The organism is Undibacterium sp. YM2 (genome assembly GCF_009937975.1).
GTDB lineage: Bacteria > Pseudomonadota > Gammaproteobacteria > Burkholderiales > Burkholderiaceae_D > Undibacterium.
The window spans coordinates 1,778,656-1,800,146 of record NZ_AP018441.1; the positions used below are offsets into that span (position 1 = coordinate 1,778,656).

Here is a 21,491-nt window from a genome sequence, read left to right on the forward strand (position 1 = left end):
GTGCTATCTGAAGCGTAAAATAAGTAGATAGCACTGCCCATTTCCTTGATTTAAAACCTGACACAGTGCTGATTTTCTGAGGTGACGATAAATAAGCTGACTCACAGAAAAAAGCGATCATTAGGGGAAGTAAATGGTCTTCAAGAAGAAAGCGATAGTCTTTGCGCTTTTGACGGTTTTTTTTGAGAGCGAAACTGCGTTCGCGCAGTCAGCCTTGACACAGCAATTGAAGGAGCAGGCGCAGTTCTGGCAGCAACGTGGCCGTGACGACAATGCGGCAGATATCTGGCGCAAGCTGTTGAAGGTCGATGCCAATAATATTGATGCCCTGATGGCCTTGTCCGTTTTTGAAGCCAAGGCAGGTAATCCCGAGCAGGCAAAAACCTATTTTTCGCGTTTGCGTGGCACCCAGGCGAGTTCTGCCCAGATACGCAATGTTGAGCAGGCTTTGCGCCAGGGCAGCAATGGTGGCGTAGGCCAGCTGGAAAATGCCCGCATGCTTGCCAAACAGGGTGACACTGAAGCCGCAGTCGATGCCTACAAGCAAATAGGTGATCCTTCCAAGCTCAAAGGGGATGCTGCCTTCGAATACTTCCAGGTTCTCGCCGGCACCAAGAATGGTCATGCCGAAGCCCGCAAGGGATTGGAAAAACTCAGCAAAGAGAATCCAGGCAACAGCAAATACGCACTCGCCTATGCCCAGGTGCTGACTTACCGCGAGCCCAGCAGGGTAGAGGGCATGGCCCTGCTCGAAGGCCTGAGTAGCAGACCCGATGTCGGCAAGCAGGCGACAGAATCCTGGCGTCAGTCACTGAGCTGGATGGGCATGAAACCTGAAAATGCCAAATACTTCAACCACTTTCTCGAAAAACATCCGGACGACCAGCTCATCAGAGACAGGATGGCTGGTTTGACCAGACCAGCGGCAGTTACTCCGCCAGCAGTGCAAACTGCACAAGCCGTGCAGACTGTAAAGCCGGCAGAGATCAAAGCCGCAGACAAGTCAGTGAAAACTGAAAAGGTCGATAAGTCTGAGAAGATAGATAAGACTGAAAAGGTCGATAAGCATGAGAAGACTGATAAGGCTGATAAAGTTGATAAGGCAGCACCAAAACCCAAGCCAGTAGCAGAAAATCCTATAGAGAAAAGCCGCATCGCTGGTTTCAAGGCACTGGAAGATAATGTGATTGAGGCAGCAGAAGCCGAATTTCAGGGTTTGATCAAAAACTATCCCAAAAACCCGATAGGTTATGGCGGCATGGGCCTGGTCAAGATGCGCCAGGAAGAGTTCATTGAGGCGCGCACTTTCTTGCATAAGGCAGTCGATTATTCACCTGCACAATCGAAAGACCAATGGAAGCAAGCTTCTGACGATGCCAGCTATTGGGCAACCGTGGCCGAGGCGAGGAATGCCTTTGAAGATGGTGACAGCACCAAAGGTATTGATTTCCTGCGCAAGGCGATTGCTCTGAATGGCAAGGAGCCAGCCGGTATCCTGCAGCTCGCTGACGCCTTGCAGGCAGAAAATGATTTGAAGGGGGCAGAAGAAAATTACCGCCGCGTCCTTGATGCAGACAAAACCAATATCCGCGCACTTGATGGTGTGATTGGTGTACTGGTTTTGCAAAAACGTATTGCTGATCTGGAAGCCCTGAGCAGCATTATGCTGCCGCGCCATCTGGCCATCATCGCCAACCTGAAGTCTGAAGATTTATGGAACAAGGCCAAGGCTGCAGAAGCCGCAGGTGACATCAACACAGCACAAAAAATGCTGGAAGATGCCATCATGATCAAGCCGGATAATGCCTGGCTGCGCATGGCACTCGCCAGGATTTATCTGAAGCGCGATATGCCAGGACAGGCTCGTGCCCTGATCGAGGCAATGACCAATGTCGAAGCACCAGACCCTGAAGCGCTGTATGTCAGCGCCTTGCTCAGCGAAATGCAACAACTCTGGTGGGAAGCCCTGAATACGCTGGAAAGAGTACCTGCAGCTTCACGCAAGAAAGAAATGGTGGATCTGCAAAAACGTCTGTGGATCAGGGTACAGATAGACCGTATCACCTTGCTGGCCAGGCGCGGCAATACCAGTCAGGCGAGTGAGATATTGACACAGGTAGAGCAGGTCGCTGGCAACGATATGGAATTCACCGGCACCATGGCGAACCTGTATATACAGTTGGGCAACAAGGAACGTGGTTACGCCATGTTGCGCGAGGCCGTGCAAAATACGCCCAAACCGGCAGCAGGTTTACTGTTGCAATATGCAGGTACCCTGATGCAGGCAAACCAGGAAGGTGAGCTCGAAGCCGTCATGCGCCGCGTAGCTGCCATGCCCAACCTGCAAGAGGCAGAAATTACTGCCTTCACCCAACTGCAAAGAGTATTGGCGATGCGCTATGCCGAGCGTGCGCGTGAAGCGGGCGATTATGCAACGGCCTATGCCTACATACAGCCCATGCTGATCGCCACCCCTGATGACGAGATGTTGCTGCTGACGCTGGCCCGTATTTATACAGCGTCAGGCGATAGCGCATCAGCGCGGGAATTGTATGTCAAGGTTTTGCAAAGCGATCCAGAAAACCCTGAAGTCTTGCAGGGCCTGGTCTATGCCGCGATGGAAGCACGTGATCTCGATAATGCAGAAAAATACCTGAGTGTGCTGCTGCGCCAGGAACCTGATAATCCGCGTTACCTGGCACTGGCAGGCAATGTCGCCAGGGCGCAGGGAAATAATAGCCGCGCCCTGAGTTATTTCAAAAAAGCGCTGGCACTCGAACAGGCACAAAAAACCGTGGTCGGCTCAGGCCCTAATGGTTTGCGTCTGGTGGATACTGCACCAGCCAGTACGGTCAATGATTTCAAGGTCAATCCTTTTGCTGACCGCAAATCTGGTGCGCCTGCCAACGCTCAACAACCGCAGTTAAAAACAGTAGCACCGACATCGGCACCTGCACCGGGGCCACTCCTGAAAGAAGCACCAGCCAGTAACTTTACCGGCGGTATATTTGCGCCAGTCGGCAAGCCATTGACTACCCCGCCTGCTCCTGCCGGTGTCCCATTGAATAATGTAGCGCCTGGCAGCACGCAACCAAAAACTATTCCAAGTTTGCCGAGCTTGCCACCAGCTCCCAAAGCTCAGCCTGCTCCGGCCAGTGTACCTGCGGGGGCGGCACCGCCACCAGTCAATACCTTGCAGCCCAAGATGCCAACGGCAGTCGGTGCCCCACCAGAGCCCAATCGTGGCAGGGCAGATACCTATAGCAATGGCGCGACCATGCAAAGCCCTTATCCTGAAGGGAAAACCATGCTGGCGCAGTACACGCCAGCTACCCCGTATGTGCCGCCCAAAGCCAGCTACACGGCAACAGTGCCGGTGCCGCAGCAATATGCTGTTAGTAATAGCAACAGTAGCAAAGCGCGGCCAGCGAAGGCCGCCAATGTGAGTGCCGAAGAAGCGGCGTTGCTGAAAGAGATAGATTCGATCAACGAACTCAAACGCACAGAAGTATCGGTCGAAGTCGCGGCCAGAGCGCGCAGTGGAGAAAAAGGCCTGTCAGCGTTGACCGATATAGAAATCCCGATCGAAGCCCGCATCAACACCCTCGGCCTCGGCCAGTTCGGTCTCAAGATTATTCCTGTGGTGGCCGACGCCGGTACCCTGTATCTGAACGACCCTGCTGTTTCAGGCCAGTTTGGCCGCAATGCCATCGTGGTAGAACGTGCCAGATACGCCAAAGTCCCGTTCACCACCATCGCCCGCCAGCAAGGCCTGTCCAACGTCGCCACACTCGATGAAGAAGCCAAAGGCGTCGCCCTCAACCTCAGCTACGAAATAGCCGGTGTCAGAGCAGACATAGGCTCCAGCCCCATAGGCTTCCCCGTACAAAATGTAGTCGGTGGCCTGCGCTGGAGTGGCAGTGATGATGGCGCCAGCCTAGGCATAGAAATCGCCAGACGCTCCGTGACAGACAGCTACCTCTCCTATGCAGGCGCAAAAGACAGCCTCTACGGACTTACCTGGGGTGGCATTACCCGCACCGGCGTCAAGATCGACACCTCCTATGACGGTGAAGATGGCGGCGTCTATGCCAGCCTCGGCTACTACGGCCTCACAGGTAAAAACGTCGCCAAGAACACCGAAGCAGAAGTTGGTGTCGGCGCCTACTGGCGCGCCTACAAAACCAATGACTTCAGCTTCACCACTGGTTTAGGGCTCACCTCCTTCTTCTACCAGAAAAACCTGCGCTACTTCACCTACGGACATGGCGGCTACTTCAGCCCCAAATCCTATGTCGCGCTCGGTATTCCGCTAGAGATAGCAGGACGCAAAGGCAAGTTCTCCTACCAGCTCGCCACCTCACTCGGTGTCCAGCACTTCCGCGAGCTGTCGGCCTTGTATTACCCAAACTCAGCAGCAGATCAGGCAGAGCTGGAACAATTTGCCGCAGCCAACCCCACCATCAACATCCAGACCATCTACCCTGGTCAGACCAGGACAGCGTTCGCGTTCAAAGTGGGTGGAGCAGCAGAATACCAGCTGACGCCGCATTTATTCCTTGGTGGCAAGATCAGTGCAGATAACTCGGGAGATTTCAACGACACCTCGGCAGCCCTGTACCTGCGCTACAGCTTTGAGCCGCGCAAGGCCCCGGTGACGTTCCCGCCTGTCGCTCCCAAGGCGTATTACCAGGGTAACTGAGTCAGGCTAATCAGACTTAAATTGCGCAATGCGATGAAACCGTTCAAATCTTTCTGGTTTGAGCGGTTTTTTTATTGGATTTACAATAGATTTACAATTCCTGCCACACATGGACTTCCTATTTATGCTGGCTTACTTCAAAATGCAGGTGAGGTGAGTGTTTGTAAAGTGTTTATATAAGCATTGGCAGACGATGCCCTCACTAGCGAAGAAGTTAAAGGGGACATGAATGACATTTAAGAAGAAAGCGCTGGTACTGGCGCTTTTGACGGCATATCTGGAAAGCGGGACAGCTCTCGCGAATACCCCTTTGACGCAACAATTGAAAGAGCAGGCGCAATTCTGGGCACAGCGTGGCAAGGATGAAAATGCTGCCGATGCCTGGCGCAAGGTCTTGAAACTGGAACCATCCAATGTCGATGCCTTGCTGGCCCTGGTCTTATTTGAAGCCAAGGCGGGCAATACTGCACAGGCAAAATCCTATTATTCCAAACTGCGGGGTTCGCAAGCCACGATAGCGCAATTACGTACGGCTGAAAATGCCGTCTTGCAGGGCGGTGGTGGCAGCGGTGGCCAACTCGAGGAAGCACGCAAGCTCGCCAAGCAGGGCGATGCCGACAGTGCGGTCGAAGCTTACAAGCAAATGGGCGACCCTTCCAAGCTCAAGGGCGATGCTGCTTTCGAATATTTCCAGGTATTGGCTGGTACCAAGGCAGGCTATCCAGATGCCAAGCGTGGCCTGGAAAAACTGCAGAAAGAAAATCCGGGCAATACCCGCTATGCACTGGCCTATGCCCAGGTGCTGACTTATCGCGAACCCACGCGTGTGGAAGGTATGGCAGCGCTGGAGCAATTGACCGTCAAGGCTGATGTTGGCAAGCAGGCCGGGGATTCCTGGCGTCAGGCCTTGAGCTGGATGGGTGTCAAGAATGAAAATGCGAAACATTTCCGCCGCTATCTCGATAAGTTTCCGAATGACCAGGTCATCAGCGAGCGACTTGCCAGTCTGAGTCATCCGCCAGCGCCAGCAGTGCCAGAAGAAAAATCCAACCCTGCCAAGGTCATGGCGGCTGCCAAGCAAAGTACGGCGGTGCAGGCCGCAGCTGAAAGCAAGCAAAAAATAGAAGCAGCGGCAAAACCTGAAGTGGTCGCCAGGGCTGAGCCAAAAAACAGCAATAAGCCAGAAGCCCAGTCAAAATCAAACGGTGACGCGCCAGAAAAAGCACGCACTGCGGCTTTCAAGGCGCTGGATGACAATGACCTCAAAACAGCGGAGGCAGCTTTCCAGGCGCTGATCAAATCACATCCCAAAGATTCCGCCGGGTATGGTGGCATGGGCCTGGTAAAAATGCGCCAGGATGAGTTTGTTGAGTCACGTACACTCCTGCAAAAAGCGGTGGAATTGTCACCTTCCAATCGCAAGGATCAATGGAAGCCTGCTTTTGACCGTGCCAATTACTGGGGCATGATCGCAGACGCGCGTACAGCATTTGAAGACAGCAATAGCAGCAAGGGTATCGCCTTATTGCGCAAGGCCGTGGAAATGGACCCCAAGGAAGCAGTTGGCATATTGCAGCTCGGTGATGCCTTGTTGGCAGAAAATGATGTAGTTGGTGCCGAGGCAAATTTCCGTCTGGTTTTGCGTGATGATAAAAAGAACCTGGGCGCGCTTGATAGCCTAATAGGTTTGCTGGCACTGCAAAAGCGCATCAAGGATCTGGAAGAGCTTAGCGCCTATATGTCGCCGCGCCAGATGACGGTGCTGTCTGAATTGAAGGCAACACAGCTATGGGACAAAGCCAAGGCGGCTGAAGCAGCGGGTAATATCGCCGTCGCGCAAGCCAACCTCGAAGATGCCGTGCTGATCACGCCTGACAATCCCTGGTTGCGCATGGCCCTGGCAAAAATCTACCTGGACCAGAATGCGCCGGGCGCAGCACGCGCCCTGATGGATGCGATAGCCAATGTAGAAAATCCCCAGGCCGAAGCCCTGTACGCCAGCGCCTTGCTGAGCGCCATGCAGCAATTATGGTGGGAAGGTTTGATGACGCTGGAGCGCCTGCCTGCCGCCGCCAGAAAACCTGAAATGTTCGAGCTGCAAAAGCGTCTCTGGACCAGGGTACAGGTTGATCGCCTGAATGTCTTTGTCAATCGCGGTGATATCGCAAGAGCACGCGAACTGCTGGGCGTCATAGAAAATACTGCCGGCAATGATGCAGAATTTGTTGGCATCATCGCCGCCTTCCACATGAAGGTGGGTGACCCTGCGCATGGCCTGGCACTCGTCAAGCGCGCGGTAGAAGGCACACCTAATCCCCAGGCAGGTTTGTTGCTGCAATATGGCATGGCCTTGTTGCGCGCAAATCAGGAAGCAGAAGTACTGGCCGTCATGCGCCGTGTCGCTGACATGCCCAAGCTGACTACAGAGGAAGTCACTGATTACAAAGACTTGCAGCGTATAGTTTCGATGCGCTATTCCGAGCGTGCGCGTGAAGCCGGTGACTATGCCAGCGCTTTCAATTTTATCCAGCCCATGCTGATCGCTGACCCTGAAGACAATTTGCTGTTGCTGGCTTTGGCACGCATCTATTCTTCTGCGGGTGATACTGATTCTGCCAAGGATTTATATCAACGCGTTTTGCAGTCAGAACCCGATAATCCTGAAGTCTTGCAAGGATTGGTCTATGCCGCGATACAGGTCAAGGACTTTGACACTGCAGAGCAACACCTGGCAACGCTGATGCAGCAGCAGCCATCCAATCCGCGCTTTATTTCCCTGGCCGGTAACCTCGCACGTGCACGCGGTAATACCGGTAAAGCCCTGGAGTATTTCAGGCAGGCCCTGGCATTGGAACAGTCACAAAGACCAGGCATCGATATGGGGGCAAATGGCATACGCCTGGTCGCACAGGCGCAGTCAGCGAATGTCAGCGAATTCAGTGTCAATCCTTTTGCTGACCGCAGCGGCAGAACCCAGCTTGCAGCCGCATCCTATGCAGCACCTGCACCTGCCCATGCACCACAGCAGCTAGTTGCACCTAATCCCAGGAGCGCGATTTTTGCCCCGGTAGGTGTGCCTTTGCAGGCTGCGCAGCCTCAATATGCACAGGCACCTCAGCCTGTGCAAGCAGCGCCGCAATATGTGATCCCACAATTGCCAGCCTCTACCATGGCCGCTGCACAAAGCCGTGCCGCCTATCCGGTAATGGCCGCTACTGCTCCGGCACCCATGCCCAGTATCCCGCAGTTGCCCGCTACTGCCTTGAATAACAGGGCGCCAGCACCAGTATCGGTACCTGCGCCTCAACAGGCTTATGCTGGCAATGTTATTCCAGCGACAGTGCAGGGTGGCTCCAGCGGTAATGTCAGCACGACGACAGGTGCAGCAACGGTATATCAGATTCCACCAGCTAATCTGACACGCAGCCCATTATCACAAGCGCCACAATCAACACAGGCCTCACAAGCTGCATCGGTGCAAACGAATCCACTGCAAAACCAGGCCGCGCCAAAAAACAGTGATGCAAGCGGCAGTGCTGCTAATGTACCGGCACTGGTGACACCTTATGTGCCACCCAAAGCCAGTTATTCTGCCGCGCCCGTGCCTGTGCCGCAACAATACGCAGCGGCTGGCAACAATGCTTATGCTGCTGTTCCAGCTAACCTGGCCCAGACAGGCAAAGCGCGGCCAGCAAAGGCCGCGAACGTAAGCGCAGAAGAAGCGGCGTTGCTGAAAGAAATAGACGCCATCAACGAACTCAAACGCACAGAAGTCTCGGTCGAAGTCGCGGCCAGAGCGCGCAGTGGAGAAAAAGGCCTGTCAGCGTTGACCGATATAGAAATCCCGATCGAAGCCCGCATCAATACCCTCGGCCTCGGCCAGTTTGGTCTCAAGATTATTCCTGTGGTGGCCGACGCCGGTACCCTGTATCTGAACGACCCTGCTGTTTCAGGCCAGTTTGGCCGCAATGCCATCGTGGTAGAACGTGCCAGATACGCCAAAATCCCGTTCACCACCATCGCCCGCCAGCAAGGCCTGTCCAACGTCGCCACACTCGATGAAGAAGCCAAAGGCGTCGCCCTCAACCTCAGCTACGAAATAGCCGGTGTCAGAGCCGACATAGGCTCCAGCCCCATAGGCTTCCCCGTACAAAATGTAGTCGGTGGCCTGCGCTGGAGTGGCAGTGATGATGGTGCCAGCTTAGGCATAGAAATCGCCAGACGCTCCGTGACAGACAGCTACCTCTCCTATGCCGGAGCCAAAGACAGCCTCTACGGACTCACCTGGGGTGGCATTACCCGCACCGGCGTCAAGATCGACACCTCCTATGACGGTGAAGATGGCGGCGTCTATGCCAGCCTCGGCTACTACGGCCTCACAGGTAAAAACGTCGCCAAGAACACCGAAGCAGAAGTTGGTGTCGGCGCCTACTGGCGCGCCTACAAAACCAATGACTTCAGCTTCACCACTGGTTTAGGGCTCACCTCCTTCTTCTACCAGAAAAACCTGCGCTACTTCACCTACGGACATGGCGGCTACTTCAGCCCCAAATCCTATGTCGCGCTCGGTATTCCGCTAGAGATAGCAGGCCGCAAAGGCAAGTTCTCCTACCAGCTCGCCACCTCACTCGGTGTCCAGCACTTCCGTGAACTGTCAGCCTTGTATTACCCGAACTCAGCAGCAGACCAGGCAGAGCTGGAACAATTTGCAGCAGCCAACCCCACCATCAACATCCAGACCAGCTACCCTGGCCAGACCAGGACAGCGTTTGCGTTTAAAGTGGGTGGAGCAGCAGAATACCAGCTGACCCCACATTTATTCCTTGGTGGCAAGATCAGTGCAGACAACTCGGGAGATTTCAACGACACCTCGGCAGCCCTGTACCTGCGCTACAGCTTTGAGCCGCGCAAGGCCCCGGTGACGTTCCCGCCTGTCGCTCCCAAGGCGTATTACCAAGGCAATTAAGTATTTTTTGAAAGCAAGAGATCATGAAAGTCGTGGCACATCATATTCAATCGCTCCTTGCAGGCTTGTTGGCATTGGGCCTTGTTGCGAGCGTATATGCGCAAGACCCAAATGCAGAAGGCCGCAATTTCCTTGCTGAAGGAAATAATAGCGCTGCCAGTAAAAAATTTGCAGAAGCCGCCAAGATCAACCCCTTTGATGCGTCGGCTCTCAATAACCAGGCCGTTGCTCTGGCTGCTCAAGGCGATAATGAAAAAGCGCTTAATCTGCTGGAAAGGGCAAACCGTCTTGCCCCCAACCGTGCTGATATCGCAGCCAACCTCAATGAATTACGGAACTGGATGAACCGCAATACGCCACAAGTGGCCGCCGTGCAGAGAAAGGCTCCGGTACCTGGTGCTTACCCAAATCAGGGTGATATTCCACCAGAGCCGCCACCCCTGTGGAAAAAATGAATAAGCTTATTTCCGCAACATTCTTGCAAATTGCTGAATTCTGAGGCACTATAGTTTTGAAATATCCGCTTAGGCGGATAAAATCATGTAAAAACAATAATTAAGTTGAATACATACGCAAATATTGATATGAAACACATTGCTTTCTTTTTCTTCTTTTATTTTAGCTATTCCAAGCCAAGGGCGGTGGAAAGACGGTAAGCACTCGAAGAAAAAGAGCCAAACCAAAATTCTAAAAAACCGCCCGATCAGGCGGTTTTTTTTTGCCCTTGCATTTATTACCCATAATTTGCATTCAGGCCAGGAAAAAGATTGAACCGTATTTTTTGACTACATTGACACATATTATTTTTTAAGAATTTTTAGGAGAAAACATGCAACGCACCGATGATTTACGCATACGCGAAATGAAGGAACTGGTTCCACCCTCACATTTGATACGTGAGTTTGCCTGTTCCGAAAAAGCGTCGGAAACCGCAGCCAATGCCCGTACCGCCCTGCATCGCATTCTGCACGGTCAGGATGACAGATTGATGGTCGTGATCGGCCCATGCTCCATACACGACACCAAAGCCGCAATGGAATATGCACAGCGCCTGGCAGAAGAACGCCCACGCTTTGCCGGCGAGCTGGAAATCATCATGCGCGTCTATTTTGAAAAACCACGCACTACCGTAGGCTGGAAAGGACTTATCAATGACCCTTACCTCGATAACAGCTTCCGCATCAATGATGGTTTGCGCATAGCCCGTGAACTGCTACTGAACATCAACGAACTCGGCCTGCCTGCAGGTACTGAATACCTCGACGTCATCAGCCCGCAATACATTGCAGACCTGATCAGCTGGGGTGCGATCGGTGCCCGCACGACTGAATCACAAGTTCACAGGGAACTGGCATCCGGCTTGTCCTGTCCGGTAGGTTTCAAGAATGGTACAGACGGTAATGTCAAAATCGCGGTCGATGCGATCAAAGCTTCTTCCCAGCCTCATCATTTTTTATCGGTGACCAAGGGCGGCCATTCGGCCATCGTATCGACCAATGGCAATGAAGATTGCCACATCATCCTGCGCGGTGGCAAAGCACCTAACTACGATGCTGCCAGTGTCGATGCTGCCTGCAAGGACATCGCCAATGCGGGCCTGGCATCCCGTTTGATGATAGATGCATCGCATGCCAACAGCTCAAAGAATCCTGCTAACCAGATACCAGTCTGTGCAGATATCGGCAAACAAATTGCAGATGGCGACACCCGCATTGTCGGTGTCATGATCGAATCCCATCTGGTTGCTGGTCGCCAGGATCTGGTGCCCGGTAAGGAACTTGTCTATGGTCAGTCAGTGACGGATGGCTGCATAGATTGGGAATCCAGCATCAAGGTGCTGGAAGGTTTGGCAGAATCTGTCAAGCAAAGGCGGTTGAAGCAGGCTTATTGAAGTAGTTAGTTTTCCCTGAGCATAACCAGAAACTCATGGCGGCATCAGTAAGCTGTCATGAGTATGGATTTGCTGAACTTTGCTATTGAATCGATGCAAACTTTGCCCACAAAATTGATCGTCTCGGCAAAAATGCCGGGTCATCTGGATCATGAACAAAGATTGATGGCCGATTATGCAGCCAGTCTTGGCATAACTGTAGAGACTGCATCGGAAAAAATGATGGAACGTGGCAAAGTGCCACTTTCGCGCGACATGCTGGTGATGGGAACCGTGCCGTTTGTGCATCATGCCCTGCGTTTGCTCGGAGCGCAGTTGCCTCAGCATACGCCATACCCTGAAGTATTGAAACCATGGCTTTACCGAAAAGTATGGCAAGAAAAGAGCTTGCGACGTGTGCTGGATCGCTTGCAGAATGGTGGCCCACGTTTGTTCATCAAACCAGTTTCAGGCTGGAAGCGATTTACTGGTTTCGTTCCTGATTTCGCGGATGATTACCGGTTCAATGGAGTTTCGAAAAGCATGCCAGTCTGGGTTTCAGAACCAGTTACTTTTGTGAGTGAATGGCGGGTGTATGTTTTGCATGGGGAAATTCAGGATATTAAACTCTGTGATCACGGCGGCGATGCACAGGTGACGCCAGACTTGAATGAGATAGAGAAGGCACTACAAGCGCTACTGGATGCGCATATTGCACCAAGTGGTTTTGCAATTGATTTTGGTGTTACTGCACAAGGTCACACCGCCCTCATAGAAATGAATGACGGTTTTTCATTTGGTGCTTATGATGGACTTTCTGCGAAAATATACTGGGATATCACCTGGGCAAGATGGCAGGATATTTTCCCCTTAGGGACGTGCAAATAGCGCGCACAAGATTTATCTGGTGAGACGCAAGTGAGCCCTATGGCAATCAATTATGCATAGGACTCGGTTAAACTCAATACCGCTTGGTCAACGTCATCTGATCGCCTTCACGTCGCATGTCCATGCGGTTCAGGAAAGACATGCCCAGCAAGGGTGTGGTCAGGCCCTGCTCCAAGATGGACGCATCCACCTGATATAACTCCACGTCACCTATTTTGATTTTATCAAGTTTGACATGGTAGGTCTTTACGACACCGCCAGCAGTATCTGCACTGTTAGGTGTGCCTTGCTTGTAATTGATGCCCAGCCTGGTTGCCTCTGTTGCAGGAAGGGCGATGAGGCTGGCCCCGGTATCAACCAGCATACTGATGCTGATGCCGTTGATCATGGCAGGTGCCGTGAAATGGCCGCGATCATCTGCACGCAATACGACGCTGCTGCCACTGCTAGGCGCAGAGCGGTGCACGGTTCGTCCCATGACCAGCACTTGGCGTTTGCCGTTAATGAGCACCGTGGCTGATTCACGGTCAGCATCAACGAGCTTGGCGTCGCTGCTGATATTACTGCCCACGGTATAGGTTTTTGGTGATGCACCATCAACCACCAGGATCGCCTTGCCCGGAAATAAACCGACCACACCTATGTCGGTGGCATGGGCCAGTGCAGTGCCTGTCACCAGGCAGACTGCAATCAGGAGTTTCAGTATTTTTACAGGCAGGCGCATGTTGATCAATCGCGGAAGTTATTGAATTCCAAAGGCAGGTCTTTGATTTCCTTGCGCAGCATTGCCATGGCTGCTTGCAGGTCATCACGCTTGGCACCTGTCACACGCACAGCGTCACCCTGTATGCTGCCTTGCACTTTCAGTTTGCTCTCTTTGATCGCCTTGACGATTTTTTTGGCATCTTCGGTTTCTATGCCGTTTTTCACCTTGATGCCTTGCTTGACTTTATCACCGCCGATTTTTTCTATCTTGCCCATGTCGAGGAAGCGCACATCCACATTGCGCTTGGCCAGCGTCATGGTCAATTCTGTACGAACCTGGTCGAGATGGAATTCAGAATCGCCATAAATAGTCAGTTCACGGTCTTTTTGTTCAACTTTGGCGCTGCTGCCTTTGAGGTCGAAGCGGTTGGTGACTACCTTATTGGTCTGGTCTATGGCATTCTTGACATCAACCATATTGGCTTCAGAAACGGTATCGAAAGAGGGCATCTTGCTTCCTTGCTTAAAATAATGAATTAAGCGCCATTTTAGCAAATGCAGGCAGGCATGAGAGAGCAAAGGCTATAATTTGGGTCTTATGACAAATTTACTCACATTTTTAGCAGATTATTCTCTGCAAAACCTCAATACCTTTGGTATCGCCGCCCACGCCAGCCAGTTTTTGCGCATACAGCAGTTGGCGCAATTGCAAGCCATTTTTGCGGATGGCCAGTTAAAAACCTTACCTCGCCTGATACTGGGAGGGGGCAGCAATCTTGTCTTGTCTGATCACGTTGATGCACTGGTCTTGCAGATGTGCATGAAGGGCAGGGAGATTCTGTCTGAAGACGACAACTATGTGTATGTGCAGGCTGCCGCAGGCGAGAACTGGCATGAATTTGTGCTGTGGACACTGGAACAAGGTTTGGGCGGGCTGGAAAACCTGTCCCTGATACCAGGCACCGTGGGTGCGGCACCCATACAGAATATAGGTGCTTATGGTATCGAAATCCAGGAGGTCTTCAGCAGTCTGAGCGCCTTTGATTTTGTCACTGGCCAGTTGGTGGAAATCGACAGGGCTGCATGCCGCTTTGCCTATCGCGACAGTATTTTCAAGCAGGAATATAAAGACCGCATGGTCATACTCAGTGTGCGCTTTGCCTTGCCCAAGCGCTGGCAGGCAAGGTTGGGTTATGCCGATGTCTCGCAGTATTTAAGCCAGCACCGGATTGCCAATCCCGGCGCCAGAGATATCAGTGAGGCTGTCATTGCCATACGTCAGGCAAAATTACCAGATCCAGCCAGTATAGGCAATGCGGGTAGTTTTTTCAAAAACCCGATAGTTTCCGCGAGTTTGCGTGACAGCTTGCTGGCTGTCTATCCCGGACTGGTCAGCTATCAGCAAGATAGTGGTGACTACAAGCTGGCTGCGGGCTGGCTGATCGATCAGTGTGGCTGGAAGGGCAGGCAGTTGGGCAAGGCAGGCGTCTATGAAAAACAGGCACTGGTGCTGGTCAATCATGGCGGTGCCAGCGGGGCAGAGGTAAGGGCACTGGCGCAGGCAATTCAGGCGGATGTGATGGGCAAGTTTGGCGTGTTATTGGAAGTTGAACCGGTGTTTTTCTAATACATTGAGTCATCGCTACAGGTTTTGCTACAAGGCTGTGAATATCATCTTCGAGTTTTTTAACAGGTAATTGAATGACGGAATTTTCACCCGTGAATAGTGCAGCACAAAGCTCTGAACCAGAGGGAGAAGTGCGGGCTCTGGCACCTGCCACAGCATCCCAAGCATCCCAAGAACACCCAGGCGTCAACCATGCTGCCGCCCTGCGTCGTTTGCTGGTAGAGGCCATGCGCGTGAGTATTTGCTTAAAACCGAGGTGGCAGGGGCTGCCAGCATCACCCTGGCTGATCGCGCTATTGATGTTCTTTTACTTGGGCTGCCATATAGGCCTGCAGCGCCTCATGTTCGTTGGCGCTGCCCGGTTTTATTGGCAAGTTCTGGCTTCAGGCTGGTTGGAATTCGCTGCTCTTGCCTGGGGATGTTACTGCTTGCGGCCAGTGCGTATACAAACGCAGGGAAACCACGCAACTTCTGACAGCAGGGCACCGGATGCGGCGCATTTTTTTGTGCTGGCACTTGCTCAAATGTTGGTATTGAATGTTGTCATCTGCACTATTGGCGCCTTACTCATACATATGGGTTGGTATGATCTGTCAAAATTATCCATGCGTATGCAATGGCTGGTCTATCTTGTGCCACCTGTCGTAGTTTTGTTTATTCAATGCTTGTTCTTCTGGCGCGCCAGTGACAGGCGCGTACTTGCCATGCTGTCTGTCATCATCGCCATGGCAGCGGCTGGTGGTTTGGGTATCAGCACCAATGCAACACAATTCTGGTATCCGGTCCAGGAAAAGACAGAAAAAAATGAGGAAGATACTGAGATCAAGTCCCCCGAAATTACTCAGGAAATATTCGAGGAGCAAGCGCTTTTGCTAAGCCAAAAACTCGAGGCACTGCAAGCACACAGACCAGGCATCATAGACCTGTACAGCCTCAGTTTTGCCCCCTATGGTGAAGAAAATGTCTTCCTGAATGAAACCAGCATGGTCACGCAAGTGATGGCGAAACGTTTTGATGCAGAAGGTCGCAGCCTGCAACTGGTGAATAATCCAGGAACCATGAATAGTCTGCCCTGGGCTACGCCCCTGAATTTGCAGCGGGCCATACAACAGATGGCAAAACGCATGGATGTCAATGAAGACATCCTGTTCCTGCACATGTCTTCGCATGGTGCGAGTGACGGCGAGTTATCCGCCGGGATGTGGCCGCTCAGCGTGAAGTCGGTTACGCCAGAAGATTTGAAAAAATGGCTGGATGAGGCGGGTATCAAATACCGCGTTATTTCAATTTCAGCTTGCTTTGCCGGTAACTGGGTGGCACCTTTGTCGAATCCCAATTCCCTGGTCATGACGGCATCAGATGCTGATCATACTTCCTACGGTTGCGGCAGTAAATCCGATTTGACCTTCTTTGGCCGTGCCATGTATGACGAACAGTTGCGTAACAAGACACTGTCTTTTGAAGCAGCACATGCAGCAGCGAGACCCATCATCAAGCAACGTGAAGAAGAGGCTGGCAAGAGTGACGGTTATTCCAATCCGCAAATTGCAGTTGGTGAAGAAATACGCGGGCGTTTGAAGTTACTGGAACAGCGTTTGCAGGCGCGGAAATAGTAGAGGCGAGGCTGATGCCAGGCAGATACTGCTGCCGTGATCAGCACCATATCAAATGGTGCTGATTTGTCGCTGCTTATGCTCAGTTTAAGTGTGCCCGAATGGAGACAGCCGGCTCAAGACAGTAATCAGTCGCGGTCTTGAGCTTTCCTCAATTATTGCCGCGTATGCGCATCACGCGTTCGCTGCCGGAGGGGTGGCTGGAAATGTACGGTGATACGCCAGGCGCCAGGGCTTCGAGCTTTTCAAACGCCGCTGCCAGGTGTTCGCGGGCTATGCCATTCGCATCCATCATTTGCATGGCGTAGTCATCCGCTTCAGTTTCAGCATCACGCGAATATTTCATATCCAGCATCAGTGTCGGTATATTGGCAATCACTGCTGACACATCACCAAACAGCAAAGTAGCGACGGCACCTACTGCAGAGCTTTGTATGATGCGGCGTGTCAAGTGCCGCTCATGCAAATGCCCTAGCTCGTGCGCCAGCACGCCCATGACAGCATCATCGTCTTTCATCAATGCGATGATTTCATCGGTGATAATGATGTCGCCAGATGGCAGGGCAAAGGCATTCGGCCCTATGGCGCTTTTACGAAACACCAGCTGATATTTAGGGCTGCCTTCACGTGGCGGGCGCAAGCGCTGGAAGCGTTCACGCAATTCCGCCTGTCTGGCTGTAGGCAATTTTGAAGGCTGGAATATATGCTTGTCCAAAAATTCCAGCACCCCGTCACCCAGCTTGCGCTCTACCGATACCGGTGTGGAGAACGCCGCCACCTTGGCTACCGCAGGCAAGCCATAGAGGTAACCCAGGGTCAGGGTGATGATGACAGCGGCGAGAGCTGCCAGCGTGCCTGTCCAGCTCTGCTGTAATTGAACCACGGCAGAATCCTGGTAGCCAGTACTGTCAAGTATGGCATTGAAGCTGGCATGATCAGTGATTTCCAGATAGGCGCCATCGCTGAAGGTGACCTTGCGCGGGGCATGCCGGGTGCGCTCAGACACCCGCAAGTCTGACAACGGGCAACTGCGTATGACCGCTGTATGCAGCGTATTGCTGGCGTCGCATACCTGGGCGATATCGCCCTGCACCAAAAACTCAACATGGTGCAGGCGCGAGGTTTTGCCATCAAAATAGATGGCGGCAACTTTGTTCATAGAGATAAATCAAAATCCAGTAAATCAGCCATACCTTCGCCAGTCGCATTGACCTGTTCTTGTGTTTCAGCAATGAAGTCATCCAGGCTGCCGTTGACTTCCAGTTGCAGGCTTTCAACACGGTAACGCATTGAGCGAATTTGTGCGAACGGGATAAACAGGCCCAGAGTACAAACAATACCAAGTATATTGGTGATGGCGATGAAAGTCATGCGACCCCATTGCAGATTGTTCCTGAACTGATGATCACCGAGTTTGGTATGGTTCCAGATCAGGTTTTGCAGCAAGGTCAGGAAGATGGGGTAGATCGCAAACATCCACATATAGAGTACGAAGATGAAAAGTCCAAATGAGGCTGCTGCAGCAACATCAAATTTGCCCCCATGGCCGCCAGCAAACAATGCCATTACTGTACTGCCAAAGCCTACGCTGATAACAATAATGCCAGCCAGCATAATACCTATGCCGACCAGGTAAGCCCAGTAAAACTGGCCAACGCCAGCATTGAAAGAAAAATGTGTACTGCCGAAACGGCTTTCGTTGTGCTGGAATCTTTTCAGGCGTTGATGGAATACGGGGGCCAGCAAGTACAGAGTGAACGCTGTCAGCAGCGGCCATAACAAGAAGGTGCTGTATGCCTGCCCTGCAGTGCCACGAAAACCAAAACGTATGCCACGGTAGCTGGAGTTATACAGCTTGAACTGCAAGCTCTTCCATACCAGCCATGGCATGACCACAACCATCATCAACATCATGGATGATCCCAGGATCATGCTAGGATCAAGTTTAAATGCTAACTGATAGCCAAAGAAAAAAACAAAAGCGACGATGCGCCCCTTGAGGATGGCAATGGCATTGCCATGATATTCAAAGCTGCTACCACCCAGATGCGTGCTGGAATACAGGTAGCGGTTGCGGCGTACCTTGGCCCAGGCAGAATAAATACCCAGGGTGATAATACTGAGTAATAAATTAACTATCCATATGCGGAAATATTCGCTGCCACTTCCTCTGAATTCAAGTTGCAAAGTGCCGCTTGATGATTGCTGACTTACCGAAAAGTCATTGTTTTGAAAGTTATCCATGCTTGTGTTTTTCCCATGCACTTTATTTTTTGGAGCATGGACAATCGCATGGAGTTAGTATTAAGTCAAGTGCATTAGCGCTTGCGACCTCTGATCAAAGATGCTTTACCACAAACTGTTGTGGAAAATAAATGGTTAAAGCGGCTTGGCTAATGCAGCTTTTTCCAGGTGGAGATAGCAGTTGTGCCATTGCCGCTAGCGCCGGCGGGTACGCGGTAACTCAGTACGTCAGCCTTTAACTCAAATTGTCTCGCCTGCTCACTGCCATCCCAGTTAGAGAAGGATGCATGTTCTATTCTGAAGACCAGCACATTTCTCTCGGTATCAATGAAGCAGCGGCCATAATGTGAACTGGTGTCGAGGGCAGCAGCGCGGTATTCTGCTTCCGTACCTTTGCGTTTGTCGCCTGCGGCAAACTTGCTGCGTTCTGATTTGTAGATTTGCAGTGAATAACGGCCAGTGCCGTCAATGATGAGCAAGCCTTGCGGATTTGCCCCAAAGGTTTCGCCACGGCTGCCGTCGGCGCGAATTTCTGGTGCAGCCAACAATACCCAGGTACCTGCCAGGTATTTTTGTGCCTGTTCATTTTTATCGACTTCCTGTTCGGTGAAAGCGCTGGCTGGAAGACTCAGGGTCAGAAGGCAAATCACAGCGATGATGTTGTTGATTGGTGTTTTGATTGAGGTTTTAACTGCGGTTTTAACTGCGGTTTTAACTGCGGTTTTCATGTCATTTCCCTTGCTGTTCATTTTTTGCTGCGTCACTGATTGCCAGCAGTAATTTGCCTGTCGTCCGGCGTGATTCCAGATCTGTATGGGCTCTGGCAGCCTGCTCCAGTGGGTAAACCTGATGTATGCGCAATCGCAATACGCCTTCGCGCAACCAGTCCAGAACCCGTTGGCTGCGGTACTTGAGGTCTTCGGCGTCAGCGATATGATGGGTGAGGGTGGGGCGGGTAAAGAACAGTGAGCCCTGGCGGCACAAGTGCATGGGGTCTATCGGCGGCACATTCCCGGCGGACTGGCCAAACAAGACCAGACTGCCCAAAGGGCGCAAGACTGCCATGCTGCCCAGGTAGGTAGTCAGGCCGACTGAGTCATACACCACATGCACACCTTTTTGCTGGGTCAACTCCCTGGTCGCTGCAACAAAGTCAGTTTCCGTATACAAAATGACGTGATCTGCTCCGGCTGCTTTGGCCAGTTCGGCTTTTTCCGCGCTGGATACCGTGCTGATAACGATCGCGCCCTTATGTTTCAGTACCTGGGTCAGTAATAAACCAACTCCACCAGCACCGGCATGCAACAGTACGGTATCGCCAGATTGCACGCGATAACTGGTTTCGGTCAGATATTGCACGGTGACGGCTTGCAGCATGGCGGCTGCGGCTTCTTGCGTGCTGACTTCGGCAGGCAGCGCGATCAGCTTCCATGCTGGAATAGCCAGGTATTCGGCATAAGAGCCCGGTTGCGACAACCAGGTTACCCTGGTGCCGGGTGTTAGCTCTGCATTGCCTTCGACCACGATGCCTGCGCCTTCTGCACCCGGTATGCAGGGCAGGGTAACCGGGTTTTGTCCATTGCGCTGATATACATCGGCGTAATTGATACCGGCGTAATCGACGCGTACCAGGACTTCCCCTTCTTTGGGCGTCGGCCTTGCCAGGTCGCGCACTTCAAGTACTTCTGGCCCACCTTGTGAAAAAAATTGTATGGCTCGCATATTTCCTCGCTTTGCTCTGATCATCAGTTGTTCAGACCCCATGTCTGTTTGTCTGGTGTGCAGCTTAATCAAAGCCGGATCGAAAGAAAATTACTGAAAAATTCGCCTCGACTGTGCATAATTGCACCATGATGAACTGGGATGATTTACGTTATTTTCTGGCACTGGTCGATTGCGGTACGCTGACTGGCGCGGCGCGTCGCCTGCAGGTAGAGCATACGACGGTTGCGCGGCGTATTGATGCGCTGGAGGCAGCCCTGAAGCTGCGTCTGTTCGATAGACTTGTACGTGGATGGCAACTCACCACAGAAGGGCATGACCTGGTCGCGCATGCAAGGGAAGTAGAAGAACGCTGGTTCAATTTTGAGAGAAAGGCACTCAGCACCAGCAAAATGGAAGGCATAGTGCGTATTTCTGCACCACCCAGTTTATCGACTTTTGTACTCGCACCCCAGCTTAAAAAACTCTGCACCAGCTTGACCGGCGTGGAATTGGAGTTGCAGGCAGAGCGGCATCAGGTCAGCTTGGGCAAGCGTGAGGCAGATATTGCATTGCGGATGGCACGTCCGCAAACGGCGGGTCTGGTGATCAAACCCTTGGCCAATGTGGGCTATGGATTGTATGCCAGCAAAACCTACCTGAAGAAGCACAAGGAAGAAGATTGGGAATTTGTTGCCTATGAAAAGAATTCTGCAACGCCCCATCATCAATGGCTGGAAGATTATCTGATGCCGCGCAAAGTCGTGTTGCGCAGTAATGACCAGATGGTGCTGGCGCAATGTGCCGCTGCTGGCCTGGGAGTAGCTGTTTTACCCCATTATTTACGTCAAAGTCATCGTGACCTGCAGCGTATAGAACAACAGGCTTGCCCCATGCGCAGAAAACTCTGGCTGGTCATGCATGATGATGTACGCCGCTCGCCGAGGGTAAGAGCAGTGGCCGATGGCTTGATTGAATTGTTTTCCAGTGCCGAAGTGAGTGATTTATTGACATAAATGAAAAGTGTGCTTGCATAAAAATACGATCTTGTCATTTTAAAATGTTGTTTTATTGAAATTTTATTTGCCAGTGTACAGTCAGTTGCTTACATGTGCTCACATTTAAATTAAGCCTATCTTAGGTAGAAACCTAAACTTTTGACAAAAACGACCGTA

14 protein-coding genes are annotated in these 21,491 nt (G+C 52.0%); 8 read left to right on the forward strand and 6 right to left on the reverse strand.

What is annotated here, in order from left to right; all coding sequences use genetic code 11:
• The first annotated feature begins 133 nt into the window (after nt 1-133).
• The 5 genes from UNDYM_RS07835 to UNDYM_RS07855 all read left to right on the forward strand — a co-directional run bounded on the left by UNDYM_RS07835 (nt 134) and on the right by UNDYM_RS07855 (nt 12,426).
• On the forward strand, nt 134-4,702 hold the full coding sequence (locus UNDYM_RS07835) for a cellulose biosynthesis protein BcsC (RefSeq protein WP_162040540.1): 4,569 nt from the start codon (nt 134-136) through the stop codon (nt 4,700-4,702).
• Nucleotides 4,703-4,931: 229 nt separating this feature from the next.
• On the forward strand, nt 4,932-9,668 hold the full coding sequence (locus UNDYM_RS07840; protein WP_162040541.1) for a cellulose biosynthesis protein BcsC: 4,737 nt from the start codon (nt 4,932-4,934) through the stop codon (nt 9,666-9,668).
• A 23-nt stretch (nt 9,669-9,691) separates the two neighbouring features.
• Complete coding sequence (locus tag UNDYM_RS07845) at nt 9,692-10,123, forward strand: tetratricopeptide repeat protein (RefSeq protein ID WP_162040542.1); 432 nt, start codon at nt 9,692-9,694, stop codon at nt 10,121-10,123.
• A 374-nt stretch (nt 10,124-10,497) separates the two neighbouring features.
• The gene (gene aroG / locus UNDYM_RS07850) at nt 10,498-11,559 is read left to right on the forward strand and encodes a 3-deoxy-7-phosphoheptulonate synthase AroG (RefSeq protein WP_162040543.1); all 1,062 of its coding nucleotides are present in this window, start codon (nt 10,498-10,500) and stop codon (nt 11,557-11,559) included.
• A 57-nt stretch (nt 11,560-11,616) separates the two neighbouring features.
• The gene (locus UNDYM_RS07855; protein WP_232063825.1) at nt 11,617-12,426 is read left to right on the forward strand and encodes an ATP-grasp domain-containing protein; all 810 of its coding nucleotides are present in this window, start codon (nt 11,617-11,619) and stop codon (nt 12,424-12,426) included.
• A gap of 73 nt (nt 12,427-12,499) precedes the next feature.
• On the opposite strand, the gene UNDYM_RS07860 is transcribed toward UNDYM_RS07855, so the two are convergent.
• A complete protein-coding gene (locus UNDYM_RS07860; protein WP_162040544.1) occupies nt 12,500-13,150 on the reverse strand; it encodes a TIGR02281 family clan AA aspartic protease in 651 nt (216 codons plus the stop codon).
• Nucleotides 13,151-13,155: 5 nt separating this feature from the next.
• Entirely contained in the window at nt 13,156-13,641 is a 486-nt protein-coding gene (locus UNDYM_RS07865) for a YajQ family cyclic di-GMP-binding protein (RefSeq protein WP_162040545.1), read from the reverse strand.
• Nucleotides 13,642-13,729: 88 nt separating this feature from the next.
• On the opposite strand from UNDYM_RS07865, the gene murB reads away from it, so the two are divergent.
• Both murB and UNDYM_RS07875 read left to right on the forward strand, forming a co-directional pair.
• Nucleotides 13,730-14,758: a UDP-N-acetylmuramate dehydrogenase gene (gene murB, locus UNDYM_RS07870; protein ID WP_162040546.1), complete on the forward strand. Its 1,029-nt coding sequence runs from the start codon at nt 13,730-13,732 to the stop codon at nt 14,756-14,758.
• Nucleotides 14,759-14,832: 74 nt separating this feature from the next.
• Entirely contained in the window at nt 14,833-16,371 is a 1,539-nt protein-coding gene (locus UNDYM_RS07875) for a C13 family peptidase (RefSeq protein ID WP_162040547.1), read from the forward strand.
• Between the two features lie 151 nt (nt 16,372-16,522).
• Here UNDYM_RS07875 and UNDYM_RS07880 read toward each other — a convergent pair whose 3' ends face one another.
• From UNDYM_RS07880 to UNDYM_RS07895, 4 genes are all read right to left on the reverse strand, one after another.
• Entirely contained in the window at nt 16,523-17,530 is a 1,008-nt protein-coding gene (locus UNDYM_RS07880) for a M48 family metallopeptidase (protein ID WP_162040548.1), read from the reverse strand.
• The gene (locus UNDYM_RS07885) at nt 17,527-18,615 is read right to left on the reverse strand and encodes a YjgN family protein (protein WP_162040549.1); all 1,089 of its coding nucleotides are present in this window, start codon (nt 18,613-18,615) and stop codon (nt 17,527-17,529) included. Before UNDYM_RS07885 ends, UNDYM_RS07880 begins: the two co-directional genes overlap by 4 nt.
• A gap of 149 nt (nt 18,616-18,764) precedes the next feature.
• Nucleotides 18,765-19,343 (reverse strand): lipocalin-like domain-containing protein, encoded by a 579-nt coding sequence (locus UNDYM_RS07890; RefSeq protein WP_162040550.1) that lies wholly within the window; start codon nt 19,341-19,343, stop codon nt 18,765-18,767.
• A 1-nt stretch (nt 19,344) separates the two neighbouring features.
• Nucleotides 19,345-20,337 (reverse strand): quinone oxidoreductase, encoded by a 993-nt coding sequence (locus UNDYM_RS07895; protein WP_162040551.1) that lies wholly within the window; start codon nt 20,335-20,337, stop codon nt 19,345-19,347.
• A 128-nt stretch (nt 20,338-20,465) separates the two neighbouring features.
• Between UNDYM_RS07895 and UNDYM_RS07900 the strand changes: the two genes are divergently transcribed.
• A complete protein-coding gene (locus UNDYM_RS07900; protein ID WP_162040552.1) occupies nt 20,466-21,332 on the forward strand; it encodes a LysR family transcriptional regulator in 867 nt (288 codons plus the stop codon).
• The last annotated feature ends 159 nt before the right edge of the window (nt 21,333-21,491 follow it).